General features: G+C 67.8%; 16 protein-coding genes. 9 read left to right on the top strand and 7 right to left on the bottom strand.

Annotated elements, in window-relative coordinates; all coding sequences use genetic code 11:
- The first annotated feature begins 130 nt into the window (after positions 1 to 130).
- A complete protein-coding gene (locus KA419_11270; GenBank protein ID MBP7866521.1) occupies positions 131 to 754 on the top strand; it encodes a four helix bundle suffix domain-containing protein in 624 nt (207 codons plus the stop codon).
- 184 nt (positions 755 to 938) lie between these two features.
- Here KA419_11270 and KA419_11265 read toward each other — a convergent pair whose 3' ends face one another.
- Together KA419_11265 and nrfH are read right to left on the bottom strand one after the other, a co-directional pair.
- Positions 939 to 2,417: an ammonia-forming cytochrome c nitrite reductase subunit c552 gene (locus KA419_11265; protein ID MBP7866520.1), complete on the bottom strand. Its 1,479-nt coding sequence runs from the start codon at positions 2,415 to 2,417 to the stop codon at positions 939 to 941.
- Between the two features lie 31 nt (positions 2,418 to 2,448).
- Positions 2,449 to 3,057 (bottom strand): cytochrome c nitrite reductase small subunit, encoded by a 609-nt coding sequence (gene nrfH / locus KA419_11260; GenBank protein ID MBP7866519.1) that lies wholly within the window; start codon positions 3,055 to 3,057, stop codon positions 2,449 to 2,451.
- A gap of 304 nt (positions 3,058 to 3,361) precedes the next feature.
- On the opposite strand from nrfH, the gene KA419_11255 reads away from it, so the two are divergent.
- The 5 genes from KA419_11255 to KA419_11235 all read left to right on the top strand — a co-directional run bounded on the left by KA419_11255 (position 3,362) and on the right by KA419_11235 (position 8,554).
- Positions 3,362 to 4,273, top strand: coding sequence for a glycosyltransferase (locus KA419_11255; GenBank protein ID MBP7866518.1), 912 nt, complete (start codon positions 3,362 to 3,364; stop codon positions 4,271 to 4,273).
- Positions 4,263 to 5,777 (top strand): oligosaccharide flippase family protein, encoded by a 1,515-nt coding sequence (locus KA419_11250; protein MBP7866517.1) that lies wholly within the window; start codon positions 4,263 to 4,265, stop codon positions 5,775 to 5,777. The genes KA419_11255 and KA419_11250 overlap by 11 nt, the downstream gene beginning before the upstream one ends.
- On the top strand, positions 5,774 to 6,406 hold the full coding sequence (locus KA419_11245; GenBank protein ID MBP7866516.1) for a methyltransferase domain-containing protein: 633 nt from the start codon (positions 5,774 to 5,776) through the stop codon (positions 6,404 to 6,406). Before KA419_11250 ends, KA419_11245 begins: the two co-directional genes overlap by 4 nt.
- Before the next feature lie 72 nt (positions 6,407 to 6,478).
- Positions 6,479 to 7,306: a methyltransferase domain-containing protein gene (locus tag KA419_11240; GenBank protein MBP7866515.1), complete on the top strand. Its 828-nt coding sequence runs from the start codon at positions 6,479 to 6,481 to the stop codon at positions 7,304 to 7,306.
- Positions 7,307 to 8,554: a glycosyltransferase family 4 protein gene (locus tag KA419_11235; GenBank protein MBP7866514.1), complete on the top strand. Its 1,248-nt coding sequence runs from the start codon at positions 7,307 to 7,309 to the stop codon at positions 8,552 to 8,554.
- Positions 8,555 to 8,708: 154 nt separating this feature from the next.
- On the opposite strand, the gene KA419_11230 is transcribed toward KA419_11235, so the two are convergent.
- From KA419_11230 to gyrA, 3 genes are read right to left on the bottom strand one after another with little or no spacing between them, the layout of a single operon-like run.
- Positions 8,709 to 12,077 carry a hypothetical protein gene (locus KA419_11230; protein MBP7866513.1) on the bottom strand — a complete coding sequence of 1,123 codons (3,369 nt, stop codon included), beginning with the start codon at positions 12,075 to 12,077 and terminating at the stop codon, positions 8,709 to 8,711.
- A 58-nt stretch (positions 12,078 to 12,135) separates the two neighbouring features.
- Entirely contained in the window at positions 12,136 to 12,987 is an 852-nt protein-coding gene (locus KA419_11225; GenBank protein MBP7866512.1) for a tetratricopeptide repeat protein, read from the bottom strand.
- Between the two features lie 9 nt (positions 12,988 to 12,996).
- Positions 12,997 to 15,492: a DNA gyrase subunit A gene (gyrA, locus tag KA419_11220; protein MBP7866511.1), complete on the bottom strand. Its 2,496-nt coding sequence runs from the start codon at positions 15,490 to 15,492 to the stop codon at positions 12,997 to 12,999.
- A gap of 400 nt (positions 15,493 to 15,892) precedes the next feature.
- Between gyrA and KA419_11215 the strand changes: the two genes are divergently transcribed.
- Complete coding sequence (locus KA419_11215; GenBank protein MBP7866510.1) at positions 15,893 to 17,098, top strand: anion transporter; 1,206 nt, start codon at positions 15,893 to 15,895, stop codon at positions 17,096 to 17,098.
- A 159-nt stretch (positions 17,099 to 17,257) separates the two neighbouring features.
- Here the strand turns inward: KA419_11215 and KA419_11210 are convergent, their stop codons facing one another.
- On the bottom strand, positions 17,258 to 18,712 hold the full coding sequence (locus KA419_11210; protein MBP7866509.1) for an NADP-dependent malic enzyme: 1,455 nt from the start codon (positions 18,710 to 18,712) through the stop codon (positions 17,258 to 17,260).
- Between the two features lie 263 nt (positions 18,713 to 18,975).
- On the bottom strand, positions 18,976 to 20,328 hold the full coding sequence (locus KA419_11205) for an aminotransferase class V-fold PLP-dependent enzyme (GenBank protein MBP7866508.1): 1,353 nt from the start codon (positions 20,326 to 20,328) through the stop codon (positions 18,976 to 18,978).
- Between the two features lie 2,056 nt (positions 20,329 to 22,384).
- On the opposite strand from KA419_11205, the gene KA419_11200 reads away from it, so the two are divergent.
- The gene (locus KA419_11200) at positions 22,385 to 22,807 is read left to right on the top strand and encodes a hypothetical protein (GenBank protein ID MBP7866507.1); all 423 of its coding nucleotides are present in this window, start codon (positions 22,385 to 22,387) and stop codon (positions 22,805 to 22,807) included.
- A gap of 1 nt (position 22,808) precedes the next feature.
- On the top strand, positions 22,809 to 24,680 hold the full coding sequence (locus KA419_11195; protein ID MBP7866506.1) for a peptidylprolyl isomerase: 1,872 nt from the start codon (positions 22,809 to 22,811) through the stop codon (positions 24,678 to 24,680).
- Positions 24,681 to 24,847: the final 167 nt, after the last annotated feature.

The raw sequence follows: 24,847 nt of genomic DNA, 5'->3' as shown, positions 1-24,847 counted from the left end.
GGCTCCGGGGACGTATTCGAAGACCTTCCCGAAGACTCCGCCGAAGACTTGACCTATCCTCTCTATTTTGAAGCCCTATCTTCCCCCGGCTCCCATGACTCCCATGACTCCCATGATTCCCATGATTCCCATGACTCCCATACCCCCCACCCCCCACTTCCCCACCACGTTTCCTCCCCCGGCTCGGGGTTGCTCCCCCCCTCGGGGTGATTACCGGAGGCTGCTCTCCTACCAGAAAGCTGAGGTGGTCTACGAAATCACCTACCGTTTCTGCCAGCGCTTTCTCGCGAAGGGCGACCGCACGGTCGACCAGATGGTGCAAGCCGCCCGCTCCGGGAAACAGAACATCGTCGAGGGGAGCAAAGCGGCGACCACCTCAAAGGAAATGGAGATCAAGCTGACCAATGTCGCGCGTGCAAGCCTGGAGGAGTTGCTGGAAGACTATCGCGATTTCCTGAAGGTCAGAAACCTGCGGACCTGGGAGAAAGACAGCCGGGAGGCCCGCTTCGTCAGGCAACTGGGCATGAGGTCTCCCCTCTCTTTCGACGCTTTCCGGGAATTCACCGAGACCCGTCCCGCCGAGATCGTGGCGAACATCGCCCTCTGCCTCATTCACCAGGCGAACTACCTGCTCGATCACCAACTCAAGGGCCTCGAGGAAGCCTTTCTCAAGGAAGGCGGCCTTCGGGAGCGCATGACCCGCGCCCGCCTTCAGGCTCGAGATCGACAGCGCGGAGAGGGCGGGGAAAGATAGCCGGTAGCTCAGCTCTCTGCTTCAAGATAGCAGGGAAGCAAGGGAGCTATGGGAGTTATGGGAGCTATGGGAATAATGGGAAGGAGACCCGCTTCTCTTACATACCTCCCATAATTCCTATAATTCCCATAACTCCCATGCTCCCGCCCATGTAACCCGAACGCGACCAAAATGACAGGAAAGCTTACCGCGACGGCGAGCTTCCCTGCCGCCGGGTGGCCTCGGCGTCCCACTTCGGCACCACGTCCCGCAGGAAGGCCGCCTTCTCCGCGACGGCCTTGATCATGTCGAGGCCGATGTAGACCTGGGCCTTCGCCTTGGTGGAGAGGTCCGGCAACGGCACGGGCAGGGTCGCTCCCTTCCGCGCCAGCAGCACCAGCAGCAGCGCGTGGGCCTCCTGGGACTTCTGGATGGAGGTCCCCAGCACGCGGGCCGATTCCAGGGGCGAGTGGAACCCCATGCCGTTGGAGGCCGCCACCCAGTCCCACCGCCACTGGGCGTGACGGAGGAACTGGAGGACGGGCTTCATCTCCTCCTCGGTGCAGCCGGTGTCCCACGCCGCCTTCGCCTCGACGTGGGCGCGGACCAGGGCGTCCTCGGCGAGCCCGAGAAGCTCCGCAATCCGGTCCTGACGGGCGTAGACGTCGTTGCGGAGGTCCTCCTCCTCCTGGCGGTGACACACACCGCAGGTGGAGGCGATCCGGGTGAGGGGGCTCACGATCTGGTGGTCGGTGAACTTGACCCCCCCCTCGTTGCGGTAGGGCATGTGGCAGTCGGCGCAAGCCACGCCGCGCTTCGAGTGGACACCGGTCATGTACAGCTCGTAGTCGGGGTGCTGGGCCTTGAGCATGGGGGCGCGGCTCAAGCCGTGCACCCAGTCCACGTGCCCGACCTCGTCGTAGTATTTTTCCATGTCGTCGGCACTGAACCCCTTGTCCCACGGGAAGGTCAGGTACTTTTCGTCCTTGCCCTTGAAATAGTACTCCACGTGGCACTGGGCGCAGGCAAGGGTTCGCATTTCCCCGATCTCCGCCGTCCGGATGTCCCGGTTCCTGCGCTGGAAGGCCTCGGCGAGGGCGGGGCGGGTGACCCGCAGGTTGAAGGTCCGGTTGTCGTGGCAGTCCTGGCAGCCGATGTTGTTGACGATCTCGCTCCCCAGGCTTGCCCAGGTCGATTTGTAGAAGGCGGCGACCCCCATCCGGTTCATCACCCGGGGGACGTCCGTGCTCTTGCAGCTCCAACAGGTCCCCGGCTGGGGTACGCCCGTGCGGAGGGTGTTCCGGATGTCGTCGATGGCGTGGTAGTGCCCCTTGCCCTGCTTGTAGTCCCGGGAGAAGGCATAGCCCGCCCAGAGGACCACCAGGCGCGGGTTCTTCTCGAGGTAGTCGATGTCCTTCGAGCCGCCGTACTTGCTCTGGAAGGACATGTCCCGGGACGCGCGGTAGGTCTCGTACTCCCGGGGAAAATTGATCCCCCAGATCTCGTTCCGCGGCTCCCAGTCCGGCACGGGGTAGATGACGGAGGCCGAGAGGCCGGCTTCCCGGCGGCGCTCCATGATGGAGGCCCCGAAGAGGCCCAGGAGGAAGACCGCCGCCAGGGTGGCCGTGAAGAGGACCCACCCCAGCCAGGGGCGCTTCTGAACCGATTCCATGATGCTTTTCATCGTCGTTCCCTCGTGTCGGTATTCCAGGCTTTCAAGGGGCGGCCTTTTGGCGGAAGAAGGTCTCGATCCACGTCGGGAGGATCGGGGAGAGACCGGGAGCGCGGGCATAGGGTGCCGCGGCCAGGCTGTTCACCCGTCCGTGGGGCGTCTCCCGGTGGCACTCCCAGCACCGCCGGGTCTGGGTGTCGTGCACCTTTTCGTAGGCCGGGTTCTCCAGATAGACCCGGCGGACCATGGGGCCGTGGCACCGGATGCAGTTTTCCTGGATCACCGCCCGGCTCTCCTCGATGGTGCGGATCACCGGCGGCTCCAGCCGGAAGGTGAACTTCCAGGAGTGTCGGAGACCGTCGTTGGCCTTGAACCAGTATTTACGGAAAACGTTGTTCTGGGGGACGTGGCAGTCGTTGCAGACGGTCACCCGGCCGTGGGCCCCGTGCGACCAGGTGGCGTACTGGGGGATCATGATGTGGCAGTTGATGCACGCCGTGGGGTCGTCCGAGAGGTAGGACGTGGCTCGCGAGACGTGGAAGGTCACCATCCCGAGCCCGAGCCCGATCGCGGCCAGCAGGGCGACGGGGAGCCGCCACGCGGGAGGGGGCAGCAACAGCCCGATCCACGATCTCAACCGACGAAACGCCATTCTCCGCCTCTCCCCGCTTTACGCTGACCCCTCGCTGCCGTCAGTGAATCCATCCTATCTTATCCTTTCGTGATTTGCAAGGTGTCGTCACCCGGGCGGGGAAGGGCAGTGCGGTCGTTCACCCGGCGCCGCGCCGCGCGCTGCAACCGAAAAAGATTTGCTCCCGTGCGGCTCATGGCCTATCATGTCTATCCGCCTCAGGCCGAGTCGTCGGATCGGCCGCGCAGGCAGCGGTTTTCGCACAAGGGAAGCGGCCTGCCGCGCACGGGGCGGAAAGGGTCGACACGGCCGCGCGGGGGACAGGATGACGGGGAACACAGGGAACAGCGGGACGGAGGCTGCACCGAGGATCTCGGTGGTCCTTCCCGTCCACAACGGGGCGCGTTACCTCGCCGAGGCGGTGGGGAGCGTTCGGGCGCAGACCTTCCCCGGCTGGGAGCTGATCCTGGTGGACGATGCCTCCGACGACGACACGCCGGCGATCGCCGCCGGTGTTGCTGCGGAGGACCCCCGGATCCGGGTCCTCCGCAACGCCGTCAACCGGAGGTTGCCGGGTTCGCTGAACGCCGGCTTCGACCTGGCCCGGGGCGCTTACTTCACCTGGACCTCCGACGACAACCGGTATCACCCTGGCGCCCTGGCGACGATGGCGGCGGTCCTCGACCGGCACCCTGACACCCGGGTGGTCTACGCGGCCTGTGACCTGATCGACGACCTGGGGCGAAAGACGGGGGTCTGGCGGGCGAAGGCGCCCCGCTGGATCCTCTGCCACAACGTGGTGAAGGCGTGCTTCCTCTACCGTGCCGGGTTGCACACCGAACTCGGCGGGTACGACGAGAGCCGCTTCCTGATGGAAGACTGGGACTTCTGGATCCGGGCCGCCCGGGTCGCCCGGTTTCGACGCATCCGCCGCCGGCTCTATGATTACCGTCTGCACGGCGGAAGCCTCACCTCCACCCGCCTGCGGGACGTCGTCAGGGCCCAGTTCGAAGTCGTGGGGAAAGCCCTGTCGGAGAGCCCCGGGGTGACGCCCCGCGTGGCGGCCCGGTCGCGGTTGTTCCTGGCCATGGGGGCTTGGCGGATCGGTGACCCGGCGGAGGCCGCGCGGCAGGTGTCGGCGGTGCGGCCGGTCTCCCGTTTCTGGCACCGGGTGGTGGAGGCGGCCTTCCTGGCCTATCGGGTGAAGAAGCGCCTGGGAGGGTTCAGTGGACATTGACAGCGGGCTCCCCGCCTCGCCCCCGCCCGCGGACCCGATGGGCCCGGTGTCCCTGGGGAAGCGCTTCGTCCGGGGCGCGGCATGGTCCCTGGCGGGTACCGTGGCCGCCCAGGGGCTCGCCCTGCTGGCCTCGGTGGTGGTGGCGCGCCTGTTGGGGAGGGAGGAGTTCGGGCGTTTCGACGTGGTGAACGGGACCGTCCTGATGCTGGGCGTCTTCGCGGGGATGGGCTTCGGGCTGACCGCCACCAAGTTCGTGGCCCAGTGCCGCACCTCCGACCCGGAGCGTGCCGGGCGCATCCTCGGGCTCTCGCTGGCCTTCACCGCCGTTGGGGGAGGTGTCGCCGCCCTCCTCCTCGTGCTCTTCGCCCGCCCCCTCGCCGGCCAGGTCCTCAACGCCCCGGCGCTGGAACTTCCGTTGAGGCTGGCGGCGGCCCTGCTGTTCTTCACCGCCCTCGGCGGCATGCTCAACGGGGCCCTGGCAGGGTTCGAGGCGTTCCGCGCCGTGGCCGGGGTGAACGTTCTCCGCGGGGTGCTCATTTTTCCCCTGATGCTGGCCTGCGCCTGGCAGTGGGGGTTGCCGGGGGCGGTCCTGGCCCAGACGCTGACGTCCCTGGCCTGGTGCGCAGCGGCCGGTGCGGCCCTGAACCGCCATCGGAGGCCTTACGGGATCCGGGTCCGGTGCCGCGGCCTGCGCGTCGAACTCCCGGTCCTCTGGAGCTACTCGTTTCCGGCGCTGCTGGGCGGGGTGCTCGTCACCCCCTTCCTCTGGCTGGCCAGCGCGCTCCTGGCGAACCGGCCCGGCGGCTACTCCGATCTCGGCCTGCTGGGCGCCGCCAACCAGTGGCGGAACGTCCTGATGCTGCTCCCCACCATCTTCACGAACGTCACCCTCCCCATCATCGCCTCAGGCCTCGAAACGGAGGGGAGCCCCGACACCGAACGGGTCATGGAGATCTCGCAGGGCCTGGCCATCCTGTCGGTGGTGCCCGCGGTGGTCGCCCTGGTGTTCGGCTCGGACTTGATCCTCCGATGCTACGGGCGCGACTTCACCGGCGGGGTGCCGCTCTTCGCCCTGATGACGGCGGGCGTGGGGATCGCCGGCATCGGAAACGCCGGGAACGCGGCGATCCAGGCCCACGGCCGGATGTGGATGGCCGTCCTGATGAACCTCTCGTGGTCCGCGGTGTACATGGCCGTCGTGGTGGCCCTCGTCGGCCCCTGGGGCGGGTTGGCCCTGGCGTCGGGGTTCCTGGCCGCCTACGCCGTCCTGGTGGCCTGGGGCTATTTCTACATCCACCGCAGCGGGCTCGTCTCCCGGGGGATGCTGAACCGGACCCTCGGGGCTTCGGCTTTCCTTGTCGCGGTGACGGTCCCCTCGGCCTTCATCCCGACCGACTGGCGTTTGATCCTGCTGGTCCCGGTCCTGGCCGTGGCGGTGGCCCTGTCCTACAAGGTCTGGATCGACCCCGGCCTGAGAGAGAAAATCCGGGAGCGATTCCGATGAGGCAATCCGCAGTCCGTATCCTGGAGCGTCTTCTGCTGGGTCGGGGAATCGACCCGGCCGCGTTGTCCTGCCTCGACGTCGGCGGCACGCGGAAGGTCTGGCTGGAACTCTCCCCGGACCGGCCGCCCGGCCGGGTCCGGACGGCGATCCTTCGCCGCCTGGGGGCGGTTTTCACCCGGGTCCGCCGGCCCTACAAAGTCACCGAGAACCCGCTGGTCGGGCGCATCCCCGGCATCCGGTTCCTGGACAGCGGCTTCAACGCCGAGGCCATCGGTACGGACGCCGACATCGCCGTCGACTTCCTGGACGAGACGGCCGTCGCGCCTTTCGAAGGCAAGTTCGACCTGGTGATCTCCTTCGACACCCTGGAGCACGTCCGGGACCCTCGCCGTTTCTGCCGCCACCTGGTTCGGACGGTCCGGCCGGGCGGGCACGTTTACGTCGCCACCGTCTTCGCGTGGCCCTATCACCCTTCCCCCGAGGACTACTTCCGCTTTTCCCCCGAAGGGCTGCGGGCCTGTTGCGAGGGGGTCGGAGCCGAACTGCTCGAGTGCGGGTGGGACGAGGAAGGGGTGAGCGTGTATGCCTGGCTCCGTCGGGAGGGAGTGCCCGGGGGAGACCGGGGATGACGGGGGCCGATGTCCGACAGGACGGGGAGAGGGGCGTTGCCGGGAACCTTGCGGAGCAGAGGTCGTCCACGCATGGCTGAGATGAAACAGGAACCCTTTCACTGCCCCGTGTGCGGCGGGGAACCGCACGACGCCGGGAAGGAGTTGGGCGGTTACGCCCTGTCGGCCTGCGGCGGGTGCGGTCTCCGGTACGCCCCGGGCGCGTTCGGGACCGACGTCGACTACTCGGCGGTTTACGAAGGGGCACAATACCGCCAGGACCAGGTCGATGACCTCCTCGCGGGGCTGGGTGACCCGGGGCGGTTTGCGCGCATGCTCACCTACCGGGCGTTCTTCCGCCGGATCAGCCCTTTCGGTGAGCGGCGCCTCCTGGACGTCGGGTGCGGGGTGGGGCGTTTTGGCCTGGCCGCCGCCTCCCGGGGGTGGGCGGTCCGGGGGGTCGACCGCTCGGAGCGGGCGGTGGACATCGCGCGGAAACACACGAACCTGGTGGTCGGCACGGAGGAGACGGGCGACCTGGAAAGTCTCGGGGAGCGCTTCGAGGTCGTCACCGCCTTTGAAGTCCTGGAACACCTGTCGGATCCCCTGGGGTTTCTGGACGGCATCCGCCGCCTGCTGAAACCGGGAGGCCGGTTCTTCGCCACCGTCCCGAACTGGGGCGCCCCGTCCGTCCAGGCGGCCGTCCGCCCGGACTGGCTCCCGCCGATCCATCTCTGCTTCCACACCGTGTCCTCCCTGGTCACGCTGGGCACCCGGTCGGGGTTTCGGAGCGCCCGGGTGGGCGTGATCCACGCCGAGCCCCTCACGTGGCGCCCCCGCCCCCTGGCCGGCTGGATCGTCCACCGGCTGGCGGGACGCCCCAACGAGCCCGTGGGCCTGTGGCTCGACGCGGAGGCATGAATGGGCGAGCCCGGACGTCTTCGCGTCGCCCTGGTCGTCTACGGCCTCCCCGGCGGGGGGATGGAAAAGATGCTCCTGACCCTGGGGGCCTTCCTGCGGGCGAACGGCATGGTGGTGGACGTGGTGACCACCGAGTACCGGGGGGCCTGGTTCGGGCGCGTCGCCGAGGCGGGTCTGCGCCCCGTCCACGTGGAGGGCGCCGAGCGGGCCTGGCGCGCCGTGCTGCCCCACTACCTCACGGTGGGCCGCCGGCTGGCGAGGGGCGGTTACGACGCCGTCCTGCTGAACTACGCCCGTTTCGCCCAGGCCTCCCTCGGGATGCTGCCCGACCGGACCTTGCGGGTGTCCATCCTGCACAACGATCACCCGCGGGTGATCGGCGTCGGGTGTGCCAACCGGAGTGCCCTCGATGCCGTGGTGGCCGTGGGCCCCCGGTTGGCTGACCGGGCGGTGTCCCTGGCGGGCGGCCGGCCGGTGTTGACCATCCCGAATGGCGTGGACATCCCGCCGGCCGACGCCCTGGCCAGGCGCCGGCCGTGGGGGACGCCGCTCCGCCTGGCCTGCGTGGGCCGGGTCGATCACCGGCAGAAGGGCGTCCTGCTGCTGCCGGATATCCTCGGGGCCCTGGACCGGGTGGGGATCGACTTCCGCCTGGCGGTGGCGGGCGACGGGCCCGACGCCCCGGAACTGGCGTCGACCCTGAAATCCGGCCCCTTCGCCGACCGGGTGGACCTGATGGGGGCGGTCCCCCCCGAGGCGGTCTACCCGATCCTGCTGGACACCCACTTCCTCCTGATGCCTTCCTCCTTCGAAGGGCTGCCCCTCACCCTGATGGAAGCCATGGCCTGCGGCTGCGTGCCGGTGGTTTCCCGGCTGACGGGGATCACGGACACCCTGGTGTCGGAGGGGGCGAACGGCTGGTTTGCCGCGGCGGGGGACCCGGCCGGCTTTGCCGACGCGGTGCGAAGGGGGGCCGAACCCGGCCGGTGGAGCGCCATGAGCAGGGACGCCGCGGAGACGGCGCGGCGCAGGTACTCGTCGGAAGCCATGTGTGCGAGTTACCTGGCGCTGATCCGGGGGGGGCCGGCGGGTGTGCGCCCCTGCCCGCGGTCCCGGCGGCGCCGCTTCCCCCTGCACCTTCCCACGGTGCTGCGATACGCCCTGGTCCCGCCTTACACGGCCCTGCGCTCCCGGTTAGGCTTGATGGGTTCGCGAAAAGTCGGAAGACGGACCGAAAAGGGTCTGTAAAGCCTTTGTTTGAGCCATCACCCGGAGGGTGATGGTACTTTTTGCGACCGCGTCAGGCTTGGGCGACCGCCGGCTGTGATCCCTTCGAAGGCTGCTGTTTCCCAAATGTTCGGGAGTTGCCGGATGCCCGTTTTCCCCGGGCGGGTTCCCCGGGTCAGTCCGTCTCTTCCGCCTCGGGAACGGCCGGGACGTCCTGGTGGACGGGGACCTGGAAGTAGAAATCGCTTCCCCCCTCGGTGACCGGCCGATACCCGATCGTCCCCCGGTGGGCTTCCACGATCAGGCGGGAAATCGCCAACCCCAGGCCGGTCCCCTTGGTGGCCACCGGTTCGTCCGAGTCGAGCTGGGCGTACTTGTTGAAGAGCAGGGGGACCTTTTCCGGTGGAATCCCGGCCCCCTGGTCCTGGACCGAGAATTCGAGGCAATCCTGCCCGGCCGCCTTGACGGGGCGGGTCGACACGGTGACGGTGCCCCTCGGGGGGGAGTGCTTGATGGCGTTCCCGATCAGGTTGGTCACCACCTGCCCGATGCGGGACGGGTCCATGCAGGCGGTCCCCTTGAAACCGGGGACGGACAGGAACCGGATCTCCTTGTCCAGCCCCAGGGGACGGAGGTTCTCGAGCACTGATTCCACCACTGTGTCCGGGTTCACCCGCTGGGGCGCGATGGGCATCTTCCCCGCCTCGTACTTGGAGAGGTCCAGCATGTCGTTGATCAGGCCGATCATCCGCTCGCTCGACGCGATGATGAACCCGGCGGACTCGCGGCAACGCTCTTCCCGGGTCCGCTTGTGGAGCAGCTTGGCAAAACCGAAGATGCAGGAGAGCGGTGTGCGCAGTTCGTGGATGATCATGGCGGTGAAGTCGGCTTTCAGGCGGAGTTCGCTCCTGAGGCGCTCGCCCTCCATCCGTTGCCGGATGGACCGCGCCCGGAGGTGGAAGGCCCCGAGCACCAGGACGACGGCGAGCAGGGCCACCAGGACGATAAAAGCCGGGGTCTCGTAAAAAGGCGGGTGAATCACGATCATCAGGGTGGCCCCCGACTGGTTCCAGATCCCCCGGCTGTTGGCCCCGATGATCCGGAAGGTGTACGTTCCGGGGGACAGGTTCGAGTAGGTGGCGAAATTCCGGCGGTTGGCCAGGACCCAGTCCCGGTCGACGCCCTCCATCCGGTACGCGTAGGTGTTGTTCTCGGGGGCGACGAAATCCAGGACGGAAAACCCGATGGAAAAGGCGTTCTGGGCGGGCCCCAGGTCGATGAGGGAAGGCACCCGCACGCCCGGCCGGTCCGGGAGGCGGTCCCCGTCGCCGGTGTGGCCTGCCAGCAGGCGGAAATCGGTCAGGGCCACCGGCGGGATCGTGATGGGGCGGGAGAGGGCGCCGGGGTTGAACAGGCTCACCCCCGTGATTCCCCCCATCACCATCTCGCCGGACCGCCGGACGCAGGCGGCGCCCCCGTTGAACTCGTTGTTCTGCAAGCCGTCTTCCGCGTAGTAGTTCAGGAAGGTCCCCGCGCCCGGGTTCAAGCAGGAGACGCCCTTGTTGGTGCTCATCCAGAGGGACCCGTTCCGGTCCTCGAGGATGGAGTAAACCTGCGAGTTGGGAAGCCCGTCTTCCTCGTAGAAATGTTGGATCTCCCCGTCGGGGGCGATCCGGTTCAGCCCCTCGGTGGTGCCGACCCAGACGAAACCGCGCCGGTCCTCGGCGATGCAGAGCACCGAACCGTCGGACAGGCCGTGGGGGTCCCGGGGGTCATGCCGGAAGGGGGTGACCCGGAAGTCCCCTCCCGCTGCGGGTTCGAGACGGAACAGGCCCTCGCCCACGGTTCCGACCCAGATGCACCCCTTCCGGTCTTCCATCAGGGAGTAGATGAAGGCGCCGGAGAGGGGGGGGCGGAAGACGGAAGGGGGAGGGGAGAGGAGGCGGGCGGGGTCTTTCGGGTCCAGGGCGAAAAGGCCGTGGCGAGTGCCGACCCAGACCTTCCCGGAGCGGTCGGCGAGGAGGCACCGGACGTAGAAGTCCCTCATCCCCGCGACCTCGGGTTTCCGGAAGAGTTCGATCCGCCCGGTGGACGCGTCCAGGCGGACCAGGCCACGGATCGTCCCAATCAGCATCCGCCCGTCCCGTTCCTCGCAGAAGGCTTTCACGCTGATCACGCCGACGGCCTTCTCGTTCTCCCGCAGCATGGGGAAGAGGGACACCCACTTTTCTCCCGCCCCGAAACGGAATGCGCCGACGTCGGTGCCCAGCCACAGGTTGCCCGCCCGGTCCTCGTAGGCGGCTTGCACGGACTGGCCGGTGACATTCCCGTCAGAAGGCCGGAAGCTATTGAAAAAGCCTGGTTTGCGCACAATCCTGAACAGTCCCTTCCCGTAGGTCCCCGCCCAGATCACCCCGGAGCGGTCCCGGTAGAGGCTTCGGAACGAGATGGGGACCGCGGGGGCCTGGCGCGACAGTTCGCTGAACGTGAGCGGAACCGGGGTTTGAGCCCCGGAAGCGGCCGGGATCTGGTAGAGGCCCCGTTCCGTGGCGACCCACAGATCACCGGAGTCGTCTTCCCGGATGGCGTAAACCTGGGACGGGCCCGGGAACTGGGGGTCCTGGGACTCCAGGGGGATGTGGCGGACACTCAGACCCCCATCCTCCCGGCGGAGGTATTCCGTGACCTCGAGAAGCCCGCCGGTCCGCATTCCGTGGGGCGAAACCACCTGGATGCAGTTCAGGGGCGACCGGAACGATGGGCAGGATCGGCCGTGGACGTCGCAGACCACCCGCTCCACCTCGTCGATCGGGCGGAACCAGTCACCCTCGAACCGGTAGAGCCCCCGCGAGGTCGCCGCCAGAAGTCTCCCGTCGTCGTCGCAGGCAAGGGCCGCCACCGAGGCAACCGGTTCGGGGCGGCCTGCCCGCAGGAACCGGTTGCACGGCGTGAAGCGCTCCTCCCGGGACCGTCGCCGGAAGATTCCCGAGGTGGTCCCCACCCAGAGGTCGAAGCCGGGGGTTTCCGCGATGGCCGTGGTCCGTGAGGTGGGAAGGGGCCCCGCCAGGTTCAACTGGTCGTGGAAATGAACGAAGTGGCCGGTTTCCCGGTCGAAGCGGTCCAGCCCGCCGGCCATGCCGACCCAGAGGTCGCCCCGGTGATCGATGAACAGGGAACTGACGACGTTGTTGTGGAGGGAGACCGGGTCGAAATTTCGGTGCTTGAAGCTCACGAACCGGTAGCCGTCGAACCGGTTGAGGCCGTAAGCGGTCCCGATCCAGAGAAACCCCTGGTGATCCTGGGCGACGGCGGTGATGGAGTCCTGGGAGAGACCTTCGGCCGCGGAGTGGCAGGACACGAGGAACCGGTCCTCCTGGTGCGGGGGGAAGGCCGCGAACGCGCTGCCCACAACGGCCGGGATCACGGCGAGGGCAAGGGCCCGGAAGGCCCACCCGCGAGGGCGGCCGGATCGGGCGGCGGTTGCGGGCGAATTGCGGATCATCACGTCGGCATGCCCTTCCGGAAACGGGTCGGTTCGTTTCATGATACCCGTGATAGGCCCCCAAATCAAGGAGGAATCGAGGCTTTTCGCGAGGGGCCGATCAGCGGCCCGGCGGTTCCTGGTCGGCTTTGCGGCGGATGCGGTCCAGTCGGCGGGTTTTTTCGTCGGCCCCCATGGCGGCCGCCCCCACGGGTTCGAGAGCGGCGGCGGCCTCCCGCAGGCGGCCCTCGGACTCGAAGATGTCCGCCAGGAGGACCCGTGCCGGGTCCGAGCAGGACGGGCAGTGCGCGTGCGCCAGTATCCCGGCGAGGAGCGCCTCCGCCTGGGGCATGTTCTTCCGGTTGAAGTGGAGCGTGGCGAGGTTCAGGGCGATCAGGTTCCTCAGGTGGGGGTCATTCGCCCCATCCAGGAGGGGGCGGAATTCGAAGAGGGCGGATTCGGGGTTCTCCACCGTCAGAAGGTACCCGGAGATCCGGAAACGGAAACGGTCGGCGCGCGGGTCTTGCGGGGCGGCCGTCACCAGGCGCTTCCAGAGGGCGACGGCCTGCCGGCGGTCGCCGATCTCGTCGTAGAGGAGGTCCGCCATGCGTTCGAGGGCGAGGGGAGCCACGGGGGATTCCGGGAAACGGCGCACCAGGGTGTCCCATGCGGCAAGGGCGCCCTGGAGGTCCCGCGCCTCCGCTCGCAGGGACCCCGTCCGGAAGCACGCCTCGTCCAGGCGCTTCCAACCCGGGTACTCGTGCGTGAGCTGTTCGAGGATCTCGAGGGCCCCGGGGAGGTCCCCCCGGCTGGCGGCTTCCAGGGCATCCCGGTAGAGGGTGTCGGCGGATCGCCCGGACGTCAGGAGGAGGGCTGCGCACAGCCCGAGAAGGCCCAGGACCGCGCAGGCCAGGAAAACGCGGTGCCGGGAGACGAAGAAACGGAAGGCCTCGGCCCTGTCCCTCGGGATCATGATGCCGGGTTACTCGGCCGTGGGGGCCTCGTCCGGGAACTCGCTGTCGCCGTTCTCGGCGCTTTCCTCGTCCTCGGCGGCCAGGAGGGTGAAGGAGGTCAGTTCGTCGTCGTCGTCGATGTCCATGAGCTTCACGCCCTGGGTCCCCCGCCCGATGGAGCGGATGTAGGCGGTGTTCATCCGGATGATCTGCCCGCCCGCGGTGATGAGGACCAGGTTGCAGTCACACTCGATGAAGCAGACCCCGACGGCCTCGCCCGTTCTGGCGGTCACGTTCGTGTTGATGATCCCGTAGCCCCCGCGCCCCTGCAGCCGGTACTCCTCGGTGGAGGTCTTCTTCCCGAAGCCTTTCCGGGTGACCGTCAGGATGTCGCCCTGGCGGTCCAGGACCGTCATGGAAACCACCTCGTCGCCCTCGCGCAGTCGGATCCCGATGACGCCGCAGGCGGTTCGCCCCATGGCCCGCACGTCGTTCTCCGGGAAGCGAATGCTCTGGCCCTGCCGGGTCGCCAGGAAGATCTCGTGGCTCCCGGCCGTCTTGGACACGGCGATGAGGCGGTCGCCCTCGGGCACCGACTGGGCGATGATGCCGATGCTCTTGGGGCGGGAGTACTCGGAAAGCGGGGTTTTCTTGACGATGCCCCGGGCCGTGGCGAGGACCACGTACTCGTTCTCCGGGAAGTCCTTGGTGGCGATGATGTCGGTGATCTTCTCCTCGGGGTCGAACTTGACCAGGTTGACGATGGGCCGTCCCTTGCCCGCGGAGCCCACCTCGGGGATGTCGAAGACCCTCAGCCAGTAGGCCTTGCCCCGGTCGGTGAAGATCAGCAGGTAGCTGTGGTTCGAGGCGGTGAAGGCGTGACGGGTGAAGTCCTCCGACCCCGTGGACATGCCGCGCCGCCCCTTTCCGCCCCGCCGCTGGACGCGGTAGGTGTCCGCGGAGGTCCGCTTGATGTAGCCGGCGTGGGAGACGGCGATGATGGAGTCCTCGTCGGCCACCAGGTCCTCCATCTGGAGGTCGGCGGACTCGTCGACGATGACGGTGCGGCGAGGGTTGGCGTAGGTCTGGCGGATGGCCAGCAGTTCACCCCGGATCACGTTCATCAGCCTGGGCTCGCTGGCGAGGATCTCCTCCAGTTCGGCGATGAGGAGGAGGGTCTGCCGGTACTCCTCGAGGATCTTCTCCCGCTCGAGGTTGGTCAGCCGTTGCAGGCGCATCTCCAGGATGGCCTGGGCCTGGACCTCGGAGAAGCCGAAGCGGGCCACGAGGGCGGCCTTGGCCTCGGGCGGCGTTTTGGAGGCCCGGATCAGGCTGATGACCTCGTCCAGGTGGTCCAGGGCGATCTTGAGGCCTTCCAGGATGTGGGCCCGCTCCCGCGCCTTGCGCAGTTCGTACCGCGTCCGGCGGGTGACCACCTCGCGGCGGTGGGCGAGGAACAGGACCAGGGCCTGGCGGAGGTTCAGGATGGTGGGTTGGCCGCGGTCAATGGCCACCATGTTGATGCCGAAGGAGGTCTGCATGGAGGTGTGCTTGAAGAGTTGGTTCAGGATGATCTCCGGTTCCACGTCCCGGCGCAGTTCGATGACGACCCGCATCCCCTGACGATCCGACTCGTCGCGGATCTCGGTGATGCCGTCGATGCGCTTCTCCTCCTTGACCAGGCGAACGATCTGCTCGATCAGCCTGGCCTTGTTCACCTGGTAGGGGATCTCGGTGACCACGATGGCGCTCCGTCCGCCGGCCATCTCCTCGACCTCGGCCTTGGCCCGCAGGCGGATGATGCCCCGGCCGGTGCGGTAGGCGTCGCGGATCCCCTGCCGGCCGTAGATGAAGCCGTACGTCGGGAAATCGGGGCCGGGGACGATCCCCATGAGCGCCTCCACGGTCGCGTCGGGGTGGTCGATCAGGTGCACGAGGGCGTCCACCACCTCCCCCAGGTTGTGCGGGGGGATGTTGGTGGCCATCCCGACCGCGATGCCGGCGGAGCCGTTGACCAGGAGACAGGGGACCCGGGTCGGGAGCACGGACGGCTCCACCAGGGACTCGTCGTAGTTGGGGACGAAGTCGACGGTTTCCTTGTCGATGTCCGCCAGCATCTCCTCGGCGATTCTCGCCATGCGGATCTCGGTGTAACGCATGGCCGCCGCCGCGTCCCCGTCAACGGAGCCGAAGTTGCCCTGGCCGTCCACCAGCGGGTGGCGCAGGGAAAAGTCCTGCACCATGCGGACGATGGCATCGTAGACGGCCATGTCGCCGTGGGGATGGTACTTGCCGATGACGTCGCCGACAATGCGGGCGCTCTTCTTGTAGGGCTTGTTGTGGGCGTTGCCCATCTCGTTCATCGCGAAGAGGATGCGTCGATGGACCGGCTTGAGGCCGTCCCGCACGTCCGGCAGGGCGCGGTCCACGATGACCGACATGGCGTAGTCCAGGTAGGACTTCTTGATCTCGCTCTCGATGTCCACCTTCACCAGGCGGCCGATATTCTTGTTTTCCTGTTCCATCGCTCTTTCCCCGGGCGTTTAAAAAAGAAAACATTATACCTCCGGGCCGGCCCCGGTGCAAGCGACGGTTTTGGCAACCGCGAAATGATCGTGACCCCGTCCCCGACCGTCGGTTTCCTCCGCCCCGAAGGCGGCGGGGGCCAAACGACGAGGCCCCGTATCTCCGCAGCCCGCTGGTTCTGGATTGACAGCATCAAGCCCTCATCTTACACTTCAAACAAGACAATCAGGGGGAAAGCATGCTGCACAACATTCTCTCTTCGAAGAGGCAGATGGTCATCCCGACAGAAACTCGAGAGGTGCTTCGTGAAGGTGCCTTTGTTGACTGGCGATCCGGAAACCCTGCGAATGAATGGATATCCGGGATTGAACATTCTCCCGCAGTCGTGAAAGGCCGGCCATGATCCGCGCGGCGCTCATCCTGCTGGTCACCCTGGTGGTTTTCGCGCTGGGCCGGTCCCCGGTCTTCCGGGTGGACCGGGCGGGGATCGCCGTCATCGGCGCCGCCCTGGCCGTGGGAACGGGCGTCCTGACCTTCGACGAGGCCATGCGCTTCGTCGACCCGCGGACGCTGATGATCCTGTTCTCCATGATGATCGTCACCGCGGAGTTGAAGCTGTCGGGTTTCTTCGACCTCGCCGGGCGATGGATGCTCCGTCGGGCCCGCTCCCGGGGGGCGCTGCTGCTCTGGGTCACCCTGGTCTCCGGGGTGCTTTCCGCCTTCTGCATCAACGATATCGTCTGCCTCCTCTTCACGCCCGTCGTGCTGGGGGCCTGTGCCCGGGCCCGGCTGAACCCCGTACCCTACCTCCTGGCGGTGGCCCTGGCCTCCAACATCGGGAGTGCGGCCACCCTGGTGGGTAACCCGCAGAACATCCTCATCGCCGGGCTGTCGGGGATGTCCTTCGGCACCTACTTCCTCCGGGCGGCGCCCCTCGCCCTCCTCGGGCTGGGCCTGACCTTCCTGGCCCTGAAGTGGCGCTACCGGTCGGACCTGACCGGGACGTTGCCCGCCGACGTCGCCGGGTCGGCTCCCGTGCACGCCTACCTGGCGGGGAAGGGGGTCCTTGTCCTGGGCGCCGTGATCGCGGGGTTCAGCCTGGGGGCCGACATGGCGGTCACGGCCATGCTGGGCGGGGCGGCGCTTCTGGTGACCCGGCGGGTCAACCCCAACAAGATCTATGCCTCGGTGGACTTCAACCTGCTGGTGATCTTCGCGGGGCTCTTCGTGATCATCGGGGGGGTGGAGAAGAGCGGCCTCATGGACTGGGTGCTGGGGCGCCTCGGCGGGTTCGATTTCCATTCCCTGCCGGTCTTCGCGGCGCTGACGGTGGTCTTCTCCAACCTGTTCAGCAACGTCCCGGCGGTCCTCCTGCTGAAGTACCTCGTGCCCGCCGCCGGGTCTCCGCCGTGGTGGACGGCCCTCGCCCTTTTCAGCACCCTGGCGGGGAACCTCACCCTGGTGGGTTCCATCGCCAACCTCATCGTGGCGGAGATCGCGCGCAAACAGGGCGTCCGGTTGGGGTTTTTCGAGTACCTCAAGGTCGGCCTGCCGCTGACCCTGATCCTGTGCGCAGCCTCCGGAGTCTACCTGAGATTCCTCTGACCGCTCTGCGTCGACCGGAGCGGTCAGACGGGTCAGACAGGTCGGACAGGTCGGAACGCCAAAGCCAATGACCCTGCCCATTGGAGAGGCTCACGCGAGGGAGGGGCATGAAAAAGGGCTCCCGGGAGGGAGCCCTTTGGTTCTTGCCGGCCGGAGGCGTCACTTCACCGCGGCGACCGCCTTGGCGACGGCGTCCTCGATCATCGCCGCATCGGGCGTCGGGATGTGGCCGTTCTTCATCAGCAGGTCGACCACCGCACGGGCTTCCAGGATGTCCCGAAGCGTCGTGTCGTGCACTTCCTGCCAGGTGGGGGTGATGCGCGCGACGCCGTTCTTCACCGCCTCCATGGCCACGTCGGCGGCCTCGACGGCGAACATATCCGTCTCCTGCATGGTGGGCATGATGTAGTCGGGGTGGATCCCCTGTTTCTCGGCGAAGCGGGCCATGGAGTGGGCGGCGGCGATGGCCATCTCGTCGGTGATCTTCCGGGCGCGCACCATGAGGGCGCCCTTGAGGATGCCGGGGAAGCCCATGGAGTTGTTCACCTGGTTGGGGAAGTCGCCCCGGCCGGTGGCCACCACGTAGGCCCCCGCCTCCTTGGCGGCGTAGGGATAGATCTCGGGGACGGGGTTGGCGCAGGCGAACACGATCGGCTTGTTCCCCATGGAGCGGATCCACTCGGGCTTGATGGTGTTGGGCCCCGGGGTGCTCAGGGCGATCAGGACGTCGGCACCCTTGCAGGCCTCGCCGATGTCGGCGACGCGGCCGGGGTTGGTGGCCTGGCACAGTTCCCACTTGCGGTAGAAGGCCTTGTCGCCTTCGATGTCGGCGCGGCCCTTGTGCAGCGAACTCTTGGTGTCGAAGAGGATCATCTTCCCGGGGTCGCCGCCCGCGCTGAGGATGAGGCGGGCGATGGTGGTGTTGGAGGCGCCGGCGCCCAGCATCACGATGCGGACCTCGCCGATGGCCTTGTCCACGATCTTCAGAGCGTTGATGAGCCCGGCCAGGGTGACGCTGCCGGTCCCCTGGGCGTCGTCGTGCCACACGGGGATGTCGCACTCTTCGCGGAGAGTGTCCAGGACCTTGTAGCAGTTGGGCTGGGAGATGTCCTCCAGGTTGACGGCGCCGAAGCTGGGTTCCAGCATCTTCACGAAGGTGATGATCTTGTCGGCGTCCGGCTTGCCGTCCTTCCCCCGGTTGTTCACGCAGAGGGCCACCCCGTCCACGCCGCCCAGGTACTTCATGAGGAACGCCTTGCCTTCCATGACCCCGAGACCGCCCGAGGGGGAGCAGTCGCCGTCGCCCAGGACCCGGGTGGAGTCCGACACCACGGCCACCAGGTTGCCCCGGTTGGTGAGGTCGAAGGAGAGGTCGTGGTTGTCCCGGATGGAGGTGGAGACCTTGGAGACGCCCGGGGTGTACCACACGTTGAACCAGTTGAACCCGTAGACGCCGGCCTTGGGGACCGTCATGATCTTCCCGCCGTAGAACTTGTGACTGCTGTAGGCCAGTTCCTTGAGGAAGACGGTCTTGGCCTTCGCGATCTGCTCCTGGGTGAAGTCCGCGGGAAACAGGGCGTTCAGGTTGGCGAGGGACAGGTCGATGGGACTCACGATTACCTCCTCCGGGCGAAATTGTGTCCGGATTTTATCCGAGAAAACCACTGGACACAACCCTTTTCTCCCGTTCCGCACCCGTGCCGCAGGGGGAGAAATTCAAACCACTGATTTCACTAATATTCACTAATCAAATGAATTAAAAGAATTTCAGCCTCGAGGCCCTTCCGCAAAAACGGGGTGGGCTGTTGGCAGGGTCAAGAGCAGGTCTCCGGGGGGATGGAATTAGTGAAGATTAGTGTTATTAGTGGTTTAGAAAATCAGGAGTGGCTTGAGTTGAAGAAACCCTCGGCGAGGAGGGTTTTGAGGGCATCGACCAGGGCTCCGGTGTCGTCGCGGGTGTTGTATCCCTGGACGGATACCCGCACGAAGAGGCGCTCGCCGTGGCCGGTGACGGGGACCTCGATGCGGAACCGGTCGTAAAGGGTCGATTTCAGGGTTTCCGCGTCGCAGGGGGGCACGGGGAGGGCCGCCATCTGGAGAAAACCGCCGGGGCCGGAGATGGGCGGGAGGCCCGTCAGGGAGCCTACGGCGTCAAGGGTCTCCGCCGCCAGGTCGTGACAGGCGGCCCGGACACGGTCCCAGTGGTGCTCCCGCTGGAAGGCGATGGCGGCGGGAACGGACAGGAAGGCGGCGATATCGCGGGTCCCCTGCCACTGGTGACGGCGGAGGAAGGGCGTCGACCCCAGGTAGCCGTCGAAGGCGGTGTGGCCGGCCACCCCCTCGCCGTACCCCCACCCGATGACCACCGCGTCCAGCGAGTCCTGGATCTCGGGCCGCGCGTAGAGGAAGGCGCTCCCCTTGGGCGCGCAGAGCCACTTGTGGCAGTTGCCCACGTAGACGTCCGCCCCGAGGGCGTCGAGGTGCAGGTCCGTCTGGCCGGGGGCGTGGGCGCCGTCGATCACGGTGAGGATGCCCGCCTCCCGCGCCCGCCGGCAGAGTTCCCCCACGGGGAAAACCAGGGCGGTGGTGGACGTGACATGGCTGAGATAGAGGATCCGGGTGGCGGGGGTCACCCCGTCCCAGACCCGGTCCGCTGCGACGTCCGGAGAGGGGAGGGGCAGCGGGAGGGGGTGACGGACGTAACGCGCCCCCCGACGCCGGCAGACGTGCTCCCAGACGTTGTCGCAGGCGCCGTACTCGTGATCGGTGGTGAGGACCTCGTCGCCCGGCATCAGGCAGAGGGAGCGGGCCACGGTGTTGACGCCGGTGGTGGTGTTGGTGAGGTAGACCAGGCGGTCGGGGGACGCGTCGAGGAAGGCCGCCAGCGACCGGAGGGATTCCCCCAGGAGCGCGGCGGACCGGCGCCCCAGGAACTCCACGGGACGGCGCTCCAGCTCCCGCTGCCACGCCTGGTAGGCCTCGAACACCGGCAGCGCGCAGGCCCCGAATGAGCCGTGGTTGAGGAACACGATCCCGGGTTCCAGCAGGAAGAGGTCCCGGAGGCTCACCGGCGCACCCCCCCGAAGAGGGCGCCCGGCTTGATCCCGAACACGCCCCGGGCCTTGCGGCAGGCCTCGTCCAGGGTCATCCCGTCGGAGACCCGCCGGACGCCGTGCTTGCGGCACAAACGGAAGAACGTGTCCGCCGGTTTCCGGAGGTCCCGGAGCCATTTCGCTGGGAGGAGACGGCGCTCGGCGGCGGTGAGGTTCCAGACGGGGTCGATCCGGAGGCGGTAAAGGAAGAGGGAGGCCTTCTCCACGCGCCGCCGGATCACCTCGCTCTCCGCGCTCTCCAGCGCCTCGCGAAAAGCCTTGAACCCCTCGCCCAGCAGGGCCTCGTCCCAGCCGAACTCCGCCGCGTTGCCGTAGAAGTGCGGGTGCAGCCCCGACGCCTCGAGCCGGTCCAGCCAGCGGTTGACGAACCGGCGCAGGGGGGGCGCGGCCTTCCCGTAGTGGAGGGACAGGAACTCGTCGGCCAGGGCCCGGCCGTCCTGGGTGGGGTCCCAGAGAAGCCGGCCGGCGAGGTAGTTGCGGAGGTCGGAAAACTCCCCGGCCGGCGTCCCGCCCAGGGCGTTGACGAAGACGCCCTTGACGCCCCGGTCCGCGAGGAAGCGGAGGTTTTCCCCGATGCGGCGGAGGTTGGGGCTGGGGACGAAGTAGTTGGTGAAGTTCACGGCGTAGGTCCAGACCCAGAGCTTGTCCGTGGCGGCCCGCCAGCGGTCCAGGTCTTCCGTGAAAGCCCGGTTGACGGGGCAGGCCGGGTCGCCGAGGGCGTGGACCTGACAGCACTCGATGGTGCAGAGCTGGATGCGGACGTTGGGCCTCGGCCGAAGGGTTTTGGGCGGCTTGCGGCTCCACATGTAGGCCAGCGTGCCCACTTCGGCCCCGGAGCGCCGCTTCGCCACCGCGTCCGCCACCGCGTTGACCAGGGAAAGGAGCGGAGCCATGGGCGAGCCTTCCACCTCGGTCAGGGCCCGGCAGCGGGGGCACCGGCAGTAGTACCAGTTGTCGTTCTGGGACACGGGGGCGACCGTGAGCGAGGGGTCCTGTTCGAAGCGCTCGAGCACGGCCTTCGTCACGAGCCGGACCCCGTCGGGGTGGGTGGGGCAGGGTTGCGTTCCCTCGCCCCCCATCTCGTTGGAAACGTTCCAACGGCGTTCCCCGAAGTAGTCGGCGAAGTAGTCGGGGTGGGCTTCACCCCAGGTCCGGGCCGGCAGGAGAAGGCCCAGGGAGTGACCGACCAGCGGGATGCCCGTGGTTCCGCCCAGGCTCTCGGGGATTCCTCTCACCGCGTTGTAGCGCAGGCGGACGGCGAAGTCCGGGGCGAGGGCGTTCTCGGCGTAACTGCATAGCCGGTAGGCGAAGACCGGGTGAAAGCGCCGGTCCACGGGGCCGAAACGGGCGCCGGGTGCCAGGGGCGGGACGTGCGTGTGGTCCGCGGTCAGGAAACGGGCGCCGAGATGCTCCTCACAGAAGGCGTAAACCCCGTAGAGGGTTCCCCGGGGCCGTCCGCCGAAAATGGCGAGGAGGTCGTCCCCGGCGAACGTCCGGAAGTCCTCGGGGCCCGGGGAGGGGGACCCCTCGTCCGGCAGGCGGGACGCCAGAGCTTCGGAGCGGCCGATGTACACGTGAAGGCGCCCCGGGTCCACGGACCGGACCACGGGGAGGGTGAACCCCGAGGCCCGGGCGAAGAAGCGACGAAATTCTTGTGCCGCCGTCAGTTCCGCGGGATGGGCGTCTTCGGGGACCAGGATGTCCCACCCCGACATTGCGAAAGGGTCGAGCGGGCGCTGCGGCGGGCCGGCAACCCGGGCTCCGGCGACGGTGAAGCCGCAGGCCAGGACCGAAAGGAGGACCACGGGCAGGCCCCCAGGGAACGCGCGCAGGACCCGGGGACGGCCCGGCGGGTCGTTGCGGGGGGCACCGGTGAACGTCGCGGGCTTCACATTTCCCCTCGAAGGGAGGATGGTTGCGGGCGGCCGGGGTGGCCCGGGCCCGGGAAGATTCTACTGCACAAGGACGCCTCCGGGAAGGTTTTTGTCTGAGGGCCCTCCTGCCTCGTCCCATGATGGCCTCCCGTTCCCCGCGTTCCCAATCATCCTCTTTGAAAATGGGGGGAAGGGTGTTATGCTCACGCGGTGAACGGACGTTTCCGAACAGGGTCCCACGTGCTCTCCAGCCCGGGCAGGGTCGGAGGGAACAGGATATCCACTCCGGAGGTGATGCGATGAAGAGAACGATGATGCTGCTTGTCGTCCTGTGTCTGTCCCTGGCGGTGGCCTGCTCGAAGAGTTACGGGGACGTGAAGGCGTTCCTGCAGAAGATGACCGCCTCCATGGAGACCTTCCTCTCCAACATCGAGAAGGCCCAGAGCGCCTCGGAGACCGCCACCGCCATGAACAAGCTCTGCGACGACATGGAGTCCTTCACCAAGGAGGCGGAAGAGCTGAAGAAGAAGTATCCCGAACTGGGGAAGGAAACCCCGTCGGCGCTGAAAACGGAGATGGACAAACTCCAGGAGGTTTCGACCCGTTTCCAGGGCCCGGCCCTCAGGGACAAGCTCATGAAATTCGCGTCGGACGAGACGGTCCAGTCCGCGGCCATGCGAATGGTCAAGGTCGGGAACGCGATGCAGATGCTGGGGAATTGAAGTGAACCGGACGGTCGTTTCCTGCTGTGTGTGCCTGGCGTTTCTTCCCGTCTGCTTCCCGGCTGCCGCCCACGGGCGTTATGGCCCCCGGGAGGCCGTCCGCGCCGAGTGGGCGCGCCAGGACCCCGGCCTGGGCGAGGGTGTGGGGAAGGCCCTCTCCCCGGAGGACCGGGACCGCCTGGAGCTGTCCCTCCGCCGGATCGGCAAGCCGGGGATGCCGCCGATGCTTCCGCCCGAACTGGACCAACCGGCCCTGGCGGATTGGGAGCAGCGGGCCCTCCGGGCGAAATCCCCGCAGGACCGGTTCACCGCCCTCCACTTCCTCAACCGCCTGAAGTCGCCGAAGTCCCTGTCGGCCCTGGCCGGGCTGGCGCCCGCGGACGCCGCGGCCTGGCCCCGGCACCTGCAGCTGTCCCAGGCGGTTGCCGCGGCCCGGCTCCGGGGTGAAAAACCGGACGCGGCCCTGACCGCGTTCCTGGAAGCGCTGGACAAAGCCGGGAAGGTGGACCCGGTCCGGGCCGCGGCCGCCCGGTTGCGGCTTCATCTGGCGGGAATCGAACCGGTCCCGCCGTCCGGGGTCGTGCCGACGCCCGGCGCCGTGGCCGCCCTGCTGGAGGCCTGGAACCGGGGTCCATGGGACCGTCGGGTCACGGTGCACCTCGACCTTCTCCTCGATCTCGCCCTGCCCGGCATGATGATCAGCCGGGAGAACCTGGACGAGCACTGGCGGCGCCTGGGCCTCTCGGGGAGCCCCGATTACGCCGACCCCGCCCCGGTGGACGCGAAATCGGCCCGGGCCGGGAACACGCTGCGGGAGTTCCTGATGCAGAGGCTCCTGGAAGGCCTCCCCGACCCGCTGGACGAGGAGTCCAACCGTGCCCTGAGCGCAGCGTGGCGCATGTTCACGGTGAACCTGCCGAACGCCCCCCGCCTGCTTCGCCTCGCCTGGGCCGGCGTCCTGCCCCGGGCGAAAGGGGACTGGGCGGCCGCCGCGGCCAGGGGGCTGGCCGCCGGGGACGACCCGATCGTCCGGGCTTACGTTCTCCCCGCGCTCCGGAAGCTGGACCCTTCCGCCGCGGACACGCTCCGGAAGGCCCTCCTGGCGGGCAAGGACCCCGTTGCCCGCGGGGCTGCCATCGAGGACCTCCCGGCCCCCCCGGAGGACCTCGCTGCGCTCTGCAGCGCCATCGGGACCGACAACGACCTCGACGGGCTCCAGGCGCTGATCGGCGCTTTGGAGCGCTGGAAGCTGGCGCCGGAACGCCAGGCCGAGGTCCTGGGGCCTTTCCGGACGAACCCGGACTGGGCCCGACGCTTCCTGGCCTGGCAGGCGCTGGTCAAAATCCGCCCCGACACCCCCTGGCCCGCGGCCCCCGACCCGACGCCCCGGGACCGGCAGATCCTGAAAAAGGCCGAAAGCCTCGCGGCAGGTAAGAAACCCGTTCGGCTCCGGGTCACCTTTTCCGGCAACCGGTCCGTGGTGCTCCGGCTGGACCCGAAGATCGCCCCCCTGAACACGGCCAACCTGATCCTCCTGGCGTCGGAGGGTTTCTTCGACGGCCGCCGGGTCCCCCGGGTGGTCCCGGACTTCGTGGTCCAGATGGGCTCTCCCTGGGACACCATGGACGGCGGGCCCGGCTACACGGTGCGCTGCGAGAACAGCCTGACGTGGTACGGTCCCGGGAGCGTGGGCATGGCCCTGTCGGGGAAGGACACCGGCGGGAGCCAGTTCTTCATCACCACCAATGCGACTCCGCACCTGACCGGCCGCTACACCCGCGTGGGCGAGGTGGAAGACCCGGATAAGGCCCTCCCGATCCTCGACGGACTGATCCCGGGGACTCTCATCGTGTCGGTTAACGTTGAGAAGTGAGGACGGAGGGAGCAGAGGCGGAAGTGAACCACGAACCACACGAACGAAGAATTCAGAATCCAGAATCCAGAATTTAGAAAACAGGATTCAGAAGACAGAAGGCAGGAGAGGGAGACAGCGCTCAGGAGGCCGTTGTCGGGAGACAGGAGAAAGGAGACGGCGTTCGG

The organism is Acidobacteriota bacterium (assembly GCA_018001935.1).
GTDB lineage: Bacteria > Acidobacteriota > JAAYUB01 > JAAYUB01 > JAAYUB01 > JAGNHB01.
The sequence above is the reverse complement of the archived record's forward strand: the minus strand, read 5'-3'. Positions and strand labels throughout refer to the sequence as shown.